The sequence below is a fragment of the Chryseobacterium sp. AG363 genome, from assembly GCF_003610675.1.
In the GTDB taxonomy this organism is placed as follows: Bacteria; Bacteroidota; Bacteroidia; order Flavobacteriales; family Weeksellaceae; genus Chryseobacterium; species Chryseobacterium cucumeris.
Window position 1 is genome coordinate 352,968 of sequence record NZ_RAQF01000003.1, and the last position, 12,822, is coordinate 365,789.

Genomic DNA, 12,822 nt, shown 5'->3' on the forward strand with positions numbered 1-12,822 from the left:
AATTTTAAATGAGAAAATCGGCTGCAATCATTTTTGCGTTTATCATTTCACAATTTCAGGCTCAGCAAGGAGCTTATTATCAGCAGACTGCGAAGTACAAGATGGATATTGATGTTAATGCTGAAAAATTTACCTATCAGGGAAAACAAACTTTAGAATACACCAACAATTCGCCGGATGAGCTGAATGTGGTTTATTTCCATTTATACTGGAATGCTTTCAAACCTAATTCCATGATGGATCAGAGAGTGGCTTCACAGGGAAAAAATGGTGATGGGAGACTTCAGAAAGACGGTATTTCAAGACTGGCTTCCATTCCAAAAGACCAGGAAGGTGCTCAGAATATTCACTGGATTAAACAAAATGGGAAAGAGCTGAAATTTGAAGTTCAGGAAACCATTATGAAAGTGTATCTGGCAGAACCTATCAAACCTAATTCTAAGACTACCTTTACAATGGATTGGGATGCTGTGATTCCTATGCAGATCAGAAGAAGCGGAAGGAATAACAGGGAAGGAGTAGACATGACAATGACTCAGTGGTATCCGAAAATTGCTGAATATGATTATGATGGCTGGGCAACTTTCGATTATCTGGGAAGAGAATTTCATGCTCCGTTCTCCGATTTTGATGTTACTATTAAAATCAATAAAGATTATGTAGTAGGAGCAGGAGGAATTCTGGAGAACCCTTCAGAAGTGAAAGGCTATGATGCCAATGCAAAAATAAAAACGGAAAAAGATAAAAAGGCAATCTGGAAATGGACGGCAAAAAACATCCTTGATTTCGCATGGAGTGCAGACAGAGATTATTCTGTAGAAAGCTTCAATGTTCCGGAAGGTCCGAAAGTATATCTGGTGTATCAGAAAAATGATAAAACGAAAGCGTGGGGTGAATCTCAGCCGTATATCACGAAGTATTTCCAGATCATGAATGCTCATTTCGGAAAATATGTATATCCTACCTATGCCTTTATTCAAGGGGGAGACGGCGGAATGGAGTACGGGATGTGTACCATGATTTTAGGAGAAGCTAAAAGTGTTAAAGATTTGATGGGATTAATGGCTCACGAAGGATCTCACTCATGGTATCAGCAGATGCTTGCCACTAACGAATCTGTACGTCCGTGGATGGATGAAGGTTTTACAAGCTATGCGGAAGGCTATACCATGTATCAGTTATTCCCTGAAGATCTTCCGAATCCTTTTGTTGAAAGATTGGATGCCTACAGAAAATTTGTTAAGAAAGGAATTGAAGAGCCAGCTGTTTGGTTAGGTGATCACCATGATAACGGGACGTCTTACACATTTGCATCTTATGTAAAAGGTGAGTTATACCTGGTGCAGCTTGGATATATTATGGGAGAGCAGAATCTTGCCGAAACCTTAAAGCAATATTATGATCAGTGGAGTATGAAGCATCCTTCAGACAGGGACTTCCTTCACATTGCACAGAAAGTTTCAGGGATGGATCTGAAATGGTTCCATAACTACTGGATCAATACGACAAAAACTATCGATTACGGAATTAAGGATGTAAAATACGATGCAAAATCTACTACCATTACCTTAGTCAATAATGGCCAGGTTCCAATGCCAATTGATTTTGGCGTAATGACAACCGATAAGAAGATCGTTACGTATCAGATTCCAATGAATATGACTCATACATGGAAAGAAAAGGATGCGTATGGTGAGTTTAAAACAATGCCTTACTGGCCTTGGACTCAGAAAGAATATACGCTTACCATTCCTTACACAAAATCTCAATTATCTGTCCTGGGAATTGATTTCAGCCAGAGAATTGCAGATGTGAATATGGAAAATAACTTTGTTGAAGTGAAATAACAATAGACATATACAACGAAAAAACCACAGATGAATCTGTGGTTTTTTTTATTTTATTCCAAATTGCTGTACCATCCAGTGATTGGGATGATTTTGAGTAAGATCCTTCCGCAAATTTTCATCTTTGGTATTTAAATAACTGTATACCTTTAAGGGAATAGAATCCGGATATTCTTTTAAGCCGCTGGCCACCGTCATTTGTGCTTCTTCTTTTTTTGAGCCGCTATCTAAAGCCTCTGCTTTAAAAATGTAAATGATTGCCGGAAGCTTTCCATATACTTCCTTTGTTTCACTTTCCAGAAGATTCATGGTTTCAATCTGAAACACGGGATTAGGTTTTTTTCCTTCTGCCACGGCCTGGCTGATATGCTGCTGATACATCAAAAAAAGATAAAGCAGGTGTATATTCTTGGTATTTGAATCAGAAACTGCTCTTTGAAGTTTGTGGGTAAACTCGGGAGTCATTTCATCATTGTCAGCCTGAAGATTTTTTTGATAAAACTCATCCATCAGATCATAAACTGTTTTATCCTGAGTATCAATTTTCGACTGACTCTTTATTTTTTGTAAAATGCTTGCCATTGAATTGCCGGATTGCGCAAAAATGGTGACGCTGAGGCATAGTAAAGTACCGAGGATCAGTTTTTTCATGAGTTAGTCAGAATAATTATAATGTGTTATTAAATATAGTGATTTGTTCTCAGGAAAGAAAAAATAAGTGAGCCATTGTAATTTAGTTGGATAATGACAGGTTCTTTTTTTTAAAATTATTAAATTTAGTGCCTCAAAAATAAGCAGGATTTCAATTTATATAATGAATTTCTTCTGAAAAATATATCAATGAATTCAATTGTAATAAACGTAGGAAACAGCAATATCAGATTCGGTCTTTTCAATGGCGATAATTGTGATATTTCTTGGGTCATCAATACAAAACCTTACAGAACAGCAGATGAACTTTATGTACAGATGCTGATGCTCTATCAAACCTATAAAATTGATCCGAAAGAGATTGATAAGGTAATTATCGGATCCGTAGTACCTCAGCTTACCAAAGTAATGAGCTCCGGGATCAAAAAAATTCATGGAACAAATCCTGTGATTGTTGACAGAAATACACCTTCCGGAGTGCAGGCTAAATCCAAGCAGATGGGAACCGATATCTATGCCAACCTGGTGGCTGCACACAATTTGTACCCAAACAGAAAGAAGATTGTCATAGATTTCGGAACAGCACTTACGGCAAGCTGTGTAGCAGAAACAGGGGAGACTTTAGGAGTAATTATCGCTCCGGGAATTGTAACTTCTCTGAATTCACTGATTAACCAGACCGCACAGCTTCCGGATATCGAACTGAAGAAACCAAAATCTGTTTTGGGACTGGATACGGTAACCTGTATGCAAAGTGGTATGGTATATGGTTTTCTCGGTATGGTAGAAGGTTTTGTAACCCGTATCAATGAGGAAGTGAACGATGATTGTTTTGTAGTGGCAACAGGAGGAGTTTCCCATGTTTACAAACCCCTTACGGATAAGATTCATGTGATGGACAGGCTCCATACCTTGAAAGGTCTTTATTTCCTCGGAAAAGATTTATAAATTTAAATGATTAAGGTTGAGGTTGAATCCAGCTGATACTTTAGTTCCTCAATCTTACAATTAATATAATGGAAAAATTTCCCGTACTACAAACCGAAAGACTGATCCTTTCACAGCTGGAAGAAAAGGATATCCCTTTTATCGTTGAACTTCTTCAGCATAGGATTTTTTCTGACCTTACCTCCAATATTCCTTATCCATACGTGGAAAATGATGCCAGATCCTGGGTGAAAATGTCAAAAGAAGCTTTTGAAAATAATACAGGTTATACGTTTGCTATCCGGAATAAAGAAGGTCAAATCATAGGAGCTATCGGACTGCATGACAGAGATGATGATAAAGCTGAACTTGGCTACTGGATAGGAATTCCTTACTGGAACAAAGGGTATGTAACCGAGGCTGCAAAAGCAATAATAGATTTTGGCTTTAATGAATTGAAGCTGAATAAAATTTTTGCTACTCATTTTCCCCACAATCCTGCTTCCGGAAGAATTATGGAGAAAGCAGGAATGGAGCAGGAGGCTGTTCTGATAAAAGAAGTGAAAAAGGACGGAGAATATTTTGATCTGGTGAGATATTGTATCTTAAAAGACTAAACAGATCGTCTTACTATTTATAAAATTAAAAGCCGGAGAATATCAATATCCTCCGGCTTTTGTCTTTAATTATCTTTTACTTTTAAAAAATTCTTTAACAATAGAAGAGCATTCCGCTTCCATGATTCCCGTAATAACTTCTGTTTTAGGGTGGAGAGAAAGATGTTTATTGATAAAACCTCTTTGTTCATCCCGCGCTCCAATCACTACTTTCGAGATCTGAGACCAGGAAAGTGCGCCTGAGCACATCACACAAGGTTCCATCGTTACGTAAAGCGTACAGTCTTTCAGGTATTTTCCTCCCAGGAAGTTAGCAGCAGAGGTGATGGCCTGCATTTCGGCATGGGCGGTCACGTCATTTAATGTTTCAGTGAGATTGTGAGCTCTTGCAATAATTCTGTTGTTGGAAACTACTACACACCCTATAGGAACCTCATCTTTTTCTAAAGCGGCCTCTGCTTCCTGCAGTGCCATTTTCATGTAATATTCGTCGGTAAACATTAATCTGTTATCGTTAAAGTTAAAGGAAGTTTAAAGCGGTAAATAGTAGGGTCGCCCTTCAGCATTGCCGGGGAAAATTTTTCCGCCAGAGAATATAAAGCAATTTCTGCCTGTCTGTTAAAGGTGAAATTGTCACCCTGTGCATGAACATTACTTACTGTTCCATCTTTTTCAACAATAAAATCAACATCCGTTTTTATCATCTTCTCTTTAGAATATACTCCGTCAACATACAGCAGATTGGCGACTTCCTGTCTCAAAGAATTAATTCCACCTGGATAATCTGCAATCTTTTCAGCATCTGCAAACTTTTCAGATGAGGTGAGCCTGGGATTTTTGATGGTCTGAAGGTCTTCCAGATTCCTGACTTTTAATAAAGCTCCAATCAGAGCATTGTTTTCAATGCTGTCCATTTTTTTCATGAAAAAAAGAAAGTCTCCCTTTATCGCAGCTTTTTTTACCGTATTGGATTCTGCATCAAATTTCTTTTTGAACTCTTTATTCAGCATATTTCTGTGCTGATTATAATAACTCTTTACGAGTCTGAACTCTTCTTTCTGCTGTGCGAGAAAAAAGGAAGAAATAAAGCAGCTGATGCCAATGAATAAAGTTTTCAATAAAGGTTTATTTATGTAAATATAACAAAAAATATGAAATATATTCCTGATGATCAGCTTTCAAGATAACGGTTTAAAGATTCCTGTAAATGATTGCGGATGTCATCAACTAAACCTTTCGGTTCCAGAACGGTTACTTCTTTTCCGTAAGAAAGAATCTCCTGCATGAAATCATAAGTAGGGTGGAGGAAGAACTCAAAATAAATCTCTTCCGGAGTTTCTTTCGTTTCTTTCTGCGATTGGTGAAGAGGAAAACTTCTGATGTATTCTCCCTGATGGCGGCTGCATTTTAATACAATGTTCTGTGGTTTCTGTTCTGCCAGGTTCATCACCCCAAATGCATTTTTGAAATGCTCTCTGAAGTTGTATTTATACTTTTCCCTGAACTGATTTTTGGATACGTCCAGATAATTAATTCTGTCCAGCCCGAATGATTTTAAAACTTTATCTTTTGTATCAATGGCAATAAGATACCATCGGTCTTTAGATTCTTTTAAAGCCAAAGGGTGTACTTTTCTGGAGGTCATAAGTTTGTTCTTGTAATTGTAGTGTTCAAAACTTACAACTCTTTTATTTCTGATCGCAAAGAACAAGTCATAAAAATGTTCTACGCCGGTGGGTTTTCGGCTTTCAAAAAAGATGAAATCTGAAAAGTCCGGATGAAGATTCAGGGCATTACTCACCTGAAAGGATTCAAGAAGTTTTTGATTGTACTCATCCACTTCCATAATCGGGCGGCTCTCGATATAATATCGGTTGTCGCCCTTTTTTTTGTTGTGAATAGAAAGGTTAAAAAGATCGGAAATCTCCCGGATATCCCTCTGCAGGGTACGGATAGAGTAGCTCTTGATTCCTGCATCCTGGAATTCAAAAGAGTTTAAAAGATAGTCCTCCAGCTGTGAATAGGTAGCCGGAGAACTTTCTAATCTTTTAATTATTAAGGCATATCTTGTCAGATAAAAATCTTTCTTCATTTCTCTATTTTTAGGGTGCAGCAACGCTGCGTTCATGGTAAAGTTTTATAAGACAAATATATGCGGTTCATGCGACAAAACGTGTCGTGTTTTATTTTTGTTTTAAATAGACATTTATTTTTGGTCTTCAATAGTGGCTGCCGTAATATACAAAGGGAACCCTTCTTTGAAACTACTTTTTAGATGATTGTAAAAAAGTTGAAAATAATATAAGTTTTTATCTCTGACATTTTCCCGAATATTATAATGATATAATTCACCAAGAAATTCTTTAACATCTTCATAAAAAATAGAACGATTTGTAATAGGATCAAAATGTTCATTTTTGTAAGTTTTCAAATATTCCATAGGATTTTTGGTATGCTCTTCCGGTACTTTTTTCATTGTTTTCAGTACATCTCTAATTTTATTTTCCAGTGCATCAACAACAAACTCCCATGTGTTGGGTTCATAGTAAAAGTCTTTCTTCCCAAAGTCATCTCCTAAAAGTTCTTCAAAAACTTCTTTTTTGAAATCAAATTCATTCCATTCAGGATTTTCTTTATAGTCCTCTGTGCGTACATCAAAGCCTACATAGGTACCATCTGGGTTATACAACCCATTTTTTTTTACATCTGTTAATGAGATTATGATTTTATCTATTTTTTCTTCTTTCATAATAAAGTGATTTTTATAAGTCCCGTTGTATTCTACGTTGTTATGGGCTTTGTATTCTGTGTATTTTTTACCGTTTTTATGATAAGATCTGAACCATCCTTCCTGATATCCGTCTTTATATTCCTCTTCGCAAAAAAGCTCGCCAGTGTCATAGTATCGTAAAACAATACCTGTAAAAGGGCTGCCATTGTGATAATATATAGGAACTCCTCCGCCATCTAAACGGTTACATGTTAACTCACTTTCTTTTATTGTTAATACTTTCATAGGTTTAATTGGCTCCCATTTTTTATATATGATGAATATAGCAAGAATGTGACAGTTTAAAAAATATAAGCCACAGCATTGCTGTGGCTTATAATTATTGATCAAAATTCGATCTACCCATCCTTTTTTTGCTTTCCGGAGTTTCGAACCTCGTAAAAGCTTCAATATAGAATTTTGGTTTTGAAATGTTTATTATTATGCTGACATATCTTATTTACAGTTTTGATCAGGAAGAATATCTTTACTGAATAATTCTAAAATCATCTGTTCTTTTTCCATGGACCAGTCGAAATATTGATATTCTTGATCGGTGAAATTATATCTGTCTTTTCCATTATCAGGGAATGCAATAAACTTTTTAAATTTCCCATCTCTTTTAAATAATAATAAAATCTTTGGATATTCTTCTTGGATACAATCACAGCCGACACTATTAGATAATCCTGTTCTGACAAAAATATTTTTTTTAGAGTAATTAAACAGAATATTCGATAATCTTTCTTTTTCTAATGAAGAAATCATTCTGATTTGATTATGAAATTTAGTATCCAAGTAATTTCGAGGCTCATCTACATTTTTAATAAAGTTAGGATTTGCTATGTAAATTGAATCATACTCATTAAAAGGAAATATTTTCGTTCTTTGTATTGATGGAATCGAAAACCTTTCATAGTATTTATTATCAAAATCACCAGGATTTATTTCTCCTTTATTTTTTAATAATAAATCTCTTTTATATTCTTTGCAGTTCTTTTGACAAAATTTCACTCTAAGTGAATCTAAATCATTTACTTTCTGAGAATAAAAAAAATTACATAGTAATAAGACTGCCAGAAAAAGGATATTATTTTTCATGTTATATTATTTTATTATATCAGGATATTTTTTCTTGATCTTCTCTCTCATTTGGTTATATGAAGTCTCTGTTCCATGCATTTTTTCTATATAAAACTTCTTATAATTTTTTGCGTAATATTTTTGTGCACTATAAATTTCATCTAATTGATCCTGAGTTAAATTTTGGCTTCTTTCTTTTAATAAATATACTTCACTACTTGTATTACTTAATAACCATAGGTCTTTCTTTGTCGTTGTTAACGTATTGTTTTTAGTATTAAAAATATACCAGCCATCTGAGTTGAAAAATTTGCCACTAGGAGTCAAATAATTGTTTAATAATGAGCCAAAATATATTTTTTCTTTTGTTGAAGTAATTTCTTCATATGCCCTTTGTTTAATATCTGAACGATTTGAATTAGCAAAGATTTTTATTTCTTTGTTTGTCATACTTCCTAGTTCATTTAAAAAACCTTTATCATCAGCTTCATCACATGCAACAGAAAAGAAATTGGCTCCGTTTAACATATTGCTTAACAATAATTTTAGACTAATATATGATTTAATATCTTTTAGTTCCAACCCTCCTTGATGATATTTTTCAGATTCCTTTCTGAAATCTTCAAAATAGTCATCATTGAGAGATATTAAATCTTTTTTAGGCAGCTTTTCAAATACATTTTTTAAAGTTTTAAAAGCTAGAGCATCTAAAACTACTTTCATTGACTTTGCGTAGGTATGATCTGAAAAGGTGTTTCCATGGTGAACTATAGCCACATTTTTGAAATTAGATCTTTTACAGAGGTCTACAAAGCTTTCATAGTTTGCGAAACTTGGAATATGTCGTACTTCCCACATTTTAAAAGTTTCATCAAATTGGTATTTTCCATCTGACTCTAAAGTTATTATTAGATTAATGTTTTTCTTTTTTTGTTGTTGGTCATCTATAGTAGAATCTTCAAAGAAATTTTTCTTTTTTCTTTCTTCATCAGCCATTGTTTTTGCACTATAAATGCCTATAGGTCTATAATCATACATGGTTTTTGGATTTAATAAAATCAGGCGGCGTAAATTTCCGCCTGATCTTGTTATTATTTAAATATTGTTGTTAATTCTCTCGGTAATGTTGTAGCTCCATCACTATGTGATAATTGAGCGTCAGTATCCAGAGAAAAGCTTGTTTCAAATTCCAATTCTGATGGGTTTTCACAATTTTTAGGATCATTTTCCGGGAAAATCGGTAATGGCTGATTTACCGGAAGTCCTGTGGATTTATCCTGAAGGATCGTTAAGGTAGTAGGGATTCTGGTAATCCAGTATTTACCCTGAGGTTCTCCGGTAGGCTGTCTCATTTCGTCTACGATACTCATGTACATTGGGTCGCCGATTACCGGAACAGAACCGCCATTCCAGATCAATCCTGTTTCAAGGAAGAACTGAACAGCTGCTTCGAAACCTGGTTTTACGGTAACGATAATCCTTGCCATACCTGCCTGTAAGAAACTTCTGAACAATGGGTCCATACTTTCGCTGATATAGAATTCCTGCCAGCTCTTACGGTTGGCCCAATAGTAAGGATAGAAGGTGTAATCCATGATTTCCCATTCGAATGCCTGTTCCATAAACTTGGCAAGGGCTGTATATCTGTCAAGATTTTCATTCAGGTATACCTGGAAATTATCCATGGTTGTTTTCTCATCGGCACCGTTAGTTGTTTCCTGGCCTAATGTATAAAGGTAATCCTGTAATAAATAAGCAATACAGTTGTGCTTTAACACGTCATGTTCCATATAACGGTAGAAAGTATCCTGTCTTTCTTTAAGCTGAGCTTCTTTTTCTTTTTGCTCTGCATCTAATCTTGCCTGATCTTCCTGGAATTTGGCATAAGCAGCTTCATAGGCTTTAATAATATCATTAAAACTGTCTGTTTTCCACTTGCTGATAAAGGCATCGCTCAGCTCACAGTTCACAACGACTTTGATGGTATAACTTCTTACGTTGTGGCCCTTCACCTGGAAAGATACATTACCTGTGATATTGAAACCAGATGATCCATCGTCAAAATTAAGGTCTCCACCACGTTCAGAACGGCCAATCATATCTCCTTTTAAGTTTGAGAACATCACTTCAGAATAACGTGATCCTGACCATCCACCACCTCTGTTTCTTGTTGACCTGCAGGCGAAACTTGCATTTTTACCAGCATAATTGTCTGGGATGGTAAATTGTGTATGATCAATTCCAAAATCATCATTTGTCTGAGGAACGCTGGAAGCAGTATGAATTACTTGTTTGGTTGCTTCCGGGAATGCCTCTAAAGTTACTCCGTATTCCTGAGCCCAATGCTGGATCTGTACAATCGTTGCAGATTTTGGATCTGCCATTAACCATGGTTCCGGTGCTTTTCTTGGATCTACAGGAGCTTTAAGCACCTGAGCCTTGGCAACAGTAAGAGCCAGACGGTGTAATCTTGAAGGTTCAGGAACCATAAACTCAAACATCGTACGCTTACCATAGTTGTAGATCTGGTTTTTCATTTTCTTGTCGATCCATCTGTAAACTCCGGTAATGTGTTTAGGCTGTGCCGCTTCAGCATCATCAGTGTTGGTTACCTTTCCTCTGTTATCATATTCATGAACATTGGTTTCCGTATATTCTTTGATGATTTTCTGTACTCTTTCTTCTGAAATTTTAGTAAGAACTCTTTCCATTGCTCTTTCTGTAATTTCCTGAGATTTCATTACAGCTTGTCTTGTACTGTCGTGCTGTGCCGTATTATTGGCATAGTCAGCTCCGATTTCAAACTTCATGGCACTGTCATTTCCATAGCTGAATCTTGTGTAGGCAGAAATACTCTGCTGCTTTTCAATTTCTTTAGCAACTTCGGTCTGCATATCCGTTCTGGAAGTTTTGGAAGTGTCTGACATCTTCTCTGTCTCCTGAGATTTGGAAGTTGTATCTGTAATTTCAGAGTATTCTCTGGAAACGGAAGACTTATGTCTCAGTTCGCTTGCCATAACGTTCTCAATATTGGACACTTCTCCCGGAACATAAGCATGAACACTTTGCACGACTTTCATATAATCTGCTACACCCAATCTTTTGATCCCGAAATTTTTTCGTTTTTGGGTTGTACCTGGTTCAGGTGTACCCGGGTTTTCAACTGCTGCACGCTTCAGAGTCAGCATTCCGGTAAGGTTTAAGTCTTCTTTCAGATATTGTGTGGCAATCTCTCCATAAGCCTGGCTTCCGTTATCAAAAATAATTTCTATTTTGAAACTAAAGCTGGTTCTGAATCTGTTTACCAAAGCCGCAGGTAAGGTAATTTTATTATCAACTACAGAAATATTGCTGTAATTTTCTTCGAAAGTTCCGGCAGCATCTGTTGTAGCCGTAATTTTAGCATTGGCAACACTCCACGAAACATCTTCAACTTCAAAAGAAAAATTAACAAATCCTCTGCTGCCTGCTACTACGTAAGCACTGTGAGCATACAAGCTGTATGCCATCGGTGTTCTGGTGGTATTCTGAATAAGAGGTATTGAAGCTCCGCCGATATTGGCATACTGCTGTTCCGGAAGAGGACTGTTTTGAAGTGCCGTCTCCATGGAAGCAGAGATATTGTTTCTTACAACAAGTAAAGCATCAGCATAGCTTTCAATCTCATCATCAAGAACAATGGTCTGGGCACCCATTCTTAAAGTGTCATGCGAAAGGATCTGAAGGCTATCTTTATCTTCTGCCACAGAAGTTAAGCTGGTTGTGGATTCACCGAAAAGTTCTACAAAAAGGTCGAAAGATTCCGGTGAAAGCTTTGCTTGCAAATCCTCCAAATTGATTTCATTTTTGTACGTAAATACGAAAGGCGCAACTTCATATTCTTTCAAAGTGCTGTAAAGGCGTTCTTTTTCTTCTTCGGACATGTCCGGAGTGATTTTACTGTCTACTTCGGCCAGCTTTCTGTCATACAGTTCCAAACGTTCTTTGTTTTCTGTCATATATCTGGAATACTCATCCTGATAGGCCTGATGTCTGGATTTATGGAATTTTTTCTGAAGCTTTTCCAGTTCGGAATTCAGTGTGTTCAGGGATTCTTTTCTGTGGATGGCTTTACTGGATACAAAAGAAGCTCTTGCTTCAGATTCTAATCTCTGAACTGTTCTTGCTGCCAAAGCCGGTTCGGAACCTTCAGCATTTGCAGATGAAACTAAAGAAGCCGTTTCCGTATCTTCTGAAAATAGGATGGTAGGAAGTATGATTTTTCCATCCATTGCTTTTTCCAATGGTTTTTCTCCATTAATTTTGATGATTTCCTGATCTGTAAGGTCCTGATTGCTGGCAAAACCAAGCTGAATAGCCATTAAAATGTGGCTGATTGCTTCTTTAATATAGAAATCTCCCTGGGTAACAATCTGATAAATATAATTATTCCAAAGTTGGGAAAATATAGAAATTCCTTCTGCGTTCAGCTGTCTGTTGGTATTAATAAGGCTTTTGTAATAATCCGTAACGAACGTCCAGTCAGCGCTTTCTAATGTTTCTTTTTTAGAAAGCTTTCTTCCGATCATCAGAAGGTCTCTAAATGCTCCTTCTTCGATTTTCTTTTCGCTTTCGAATCCGGAATTGTTAAACTCTCCGGCAGCCCTTTTCATGGCTGTAAATTTTAAAGTTTTGGCAGGTCTTCCAACGACTGCTGTATCAAAAACACCGGTTACTCCTTTAGGTCTGTGGATAAATCCTAAGTTTTTGTCTTTAATTTCTGTTAATTGAGGGTTTCTCAGACTTACAAATCTGAAAAGTGATTGTGATGCGTTATTGGTATTCATAGGGTTTGTTTCTTTATAGTTAATAATTCCTTCTCCTATTAAGGATTTTCCGACAGTAAATGCGGATTTTACTGTTGATGTATTATTTGTTGGCATTTCGT

At 36.3% G+C, this 12,822-nt stretch carries 11 protein-coding genes; 3 read left to right on the forward strand and 8 right to left on the reverse strand.

The genetic code is table 11. From position 1 onward, the window contains the following. The first annotated feature begins 8 nt into the window (after positions 1 to 8). Entirely contained in the window at positions 9 to 1,847 is a 1,839-nt protein-coding gene (locus tag DEU39_RS14550) for a M1 family metallopeptidase (RefSeq protein ID WP_120232443.1), read from the forward strand. Between the two features lie 48 nt (positions 1,848 to 1,895). On the opposite strand, the gene DEU39_RS14555 is transcribed toward DEU39_RS14550, so the two are convergent. Then, a complete protein-coding gene (locus tag DEU39_RS14555) occupies positions 1,896 to 2,498 on the reverse strand; it encodes a hypothetical protein (protein ID WP_147367594.1) in 603 nt (200 codons plus the stop codon). 189 nt (positions 2,499 to 2,687) lie between these two features. On the opposite strand from DEU39_RS14555, the gene DEU39_RS14560 reads away from it, so the two are divergent. Beyond that, positions 2,688 to 3,446 carry a type III pantothenate kinase gene (locus DEU39_RS14560; RefSeq protein ID WP_120232445.1) on the forward strand — a complete coding sequence of 253 codons (759 nt, stop codon included), beginning with the start codon at positions 2,688 to 2,690 and terminating at the stop codon, positions 3,444 to 3,446. 68 nt (positions 3,447 to 3,514) lie between these two features. Next, a complete protein-coding gene (locus DEU39_RS14565) occupies positions 3,515 to 4,042 on the forward strand; it encodes a GNAT family N-acetyltransferase (RefSeq protein WP_120232446.1) in 528 nt (175 codons plus the stop codon). A gap of 69 nt (positions 4,043 to 4,111) precedes the next feature. Here the strand turns inward: DEU39_RS14565 and DEU39_RS14570 are convergent, their stop codons facing one another. The 7 genes from DEU39_RS14570 to DEU39_RS14600 form a co-directional block, all read right to left on the reverse strand. After that, positions 4,112 to 4,543 carry a nucleoside deaminase gene (locus DEU39_RS14570; RefSeq protein ID WP_120232447.1) on the reverse strand — a complete coding sequence of 144 codons (432 nt, stop codon included), beginning with the start codon at positions 4,541 to 4,543 and terminating at the stop codon, positions 4,112 to 4,114. Further along, positions 4,543 to 5,160: a hypothetical protein gene (locus tag DEU39_RS14575; protein WP_227941181.1), complete on the reverse strand. Its 618-nt coding sequence runs from the start codon at positions 5,158 to 5,160 to the stop codon at positions 4,543 to 4,545. Before DEU39_RS14575 ends, DEU39_RS14570 begins: the two co-directional genes overlap by 1 nt. Before the next feature lie 53 nt (positions 5,161 to 5,213). Further along, positions 5,214 to 6,134 (reverse strand): helix-turn-helix transcriptional regulator, encoded by a 921-nt coding sequence (locus tag DEU39_RS14580; RefSeq protein ID WP_120232647.1) that lies wholly within the window; start codon positions 6,132 to 6,134, stop codon positions 5,214 to 5,216. A gap of 114 nt (positions 6,135 to 6,248) precedes the next feature. Beyond that, positions 6,249 to 7,163, reverse strand: coding sequence for a hypothetical protein (locus DEU39_RS14585; protein WP_147367595.1), 915 nt, complete (start codon positions 7,161 to 7,163; stop codon positions 6,249 to 6,251). 105 nt (positions 7,164 to 7,268) lie between these two features. Next, positions 7,269 to 7,913: a hypothetical protein gene (locus DEU39_RS14590; RefSeq protein ID WP_120232449.1), complete on the reverse strand. Its 645-nt coding sequence runs from the start codon at positions 7,911 to 7,913 to the stop codon at positions 7,269 to 7,271. A 6-nt stretch (positions 7,914 to 7,919) separates the two neighbouring features. Beyond that, on the reverse strand, positions 7,920 to 8,933 hold the full coding sequence (locus DEU39_RS14595; RefSeq protein WP_062673182.1) for a hypothetical protein: 1,014 nt from the start codon (positions 8,931 to 8,933) through the stop codon (positions 7,920 to 7,922). A gap of 53 nt (positions 8,934 to 8,986) precedes the next feature. Then, positions 8,987 to 12,817, reverse strand: coding sequence for a hypothetical protein (locus DEU39_RS14600; RefSeq protein ID WP_120232450.1), 3,831 nt, complete (start codon positions 12,815 to 12,817; stop codon positions 8,987 to 8,989). Positions 12,818 to 12,822: the final 5 nt, after the last annotated feature.

Coding starts and splice junctions, on each gene's coding strand:
- DEU39_RS14555 (WP_147367594.1), bottom strand. CDS start 2,498: ATGAAAAAACTGATCCTCGGTACTTTACTATGCCTCAGCGTCACCATT.
- DEU39_RS14580 (WP_120232647.1), bottom strand. CDS start 6,134: ATGAAGAAAGATTTTTATCTGACAAGATATGCCTTAATAATTAAAAGA.
- DEU39_RS14600 (WP_120232450.1), bottom strand. CDS start 12,817: ATGCCAACAAATAATACATCAACAGTAAAATCCGCATTTACTGTCGGA.
- DEU39_RS14550 (WP_120232443.1), top strand. CDS start 9: ATGAGAAAATCGGCTGCAATCATTTTTGCGTTTATCATTTCACAATTT.
- DEU39_RS14595 (WP_062673182.1), bottom strand. CDS start 8,933: ATGTATGATTATAGACCTATAGGCATTTATAGTGCAAAAACAATGGCT.
- DEU39_RS14570 (WP_120232447.1), bottom strand. CDS start 4,543: ATGTTTACCGACGAATATTACATGAAAATGGCACTGCAGGAAGCAGAG.
- DEU39_RS14565 (WP_120232446.1), top strand. CDS start 3,515: ATGGAAAAATTTCCCGTACTACAAACCGAAAGACTGATCCTTTCACAG.
- DEU39_RS14590 (WP_120232449.1), bottom strand. CDS start 7,913: ATGAAAAATAATATCCTTTTTCTGGCAGTCTTATTACTATGTAATTTT.
- DEU39_RS14560 (WP_120232445.1), top strand. CDS start 2,688: ATGAATTCAATTGTAATAAACGTAGGAAACAGCAATATCAGATTCGGT.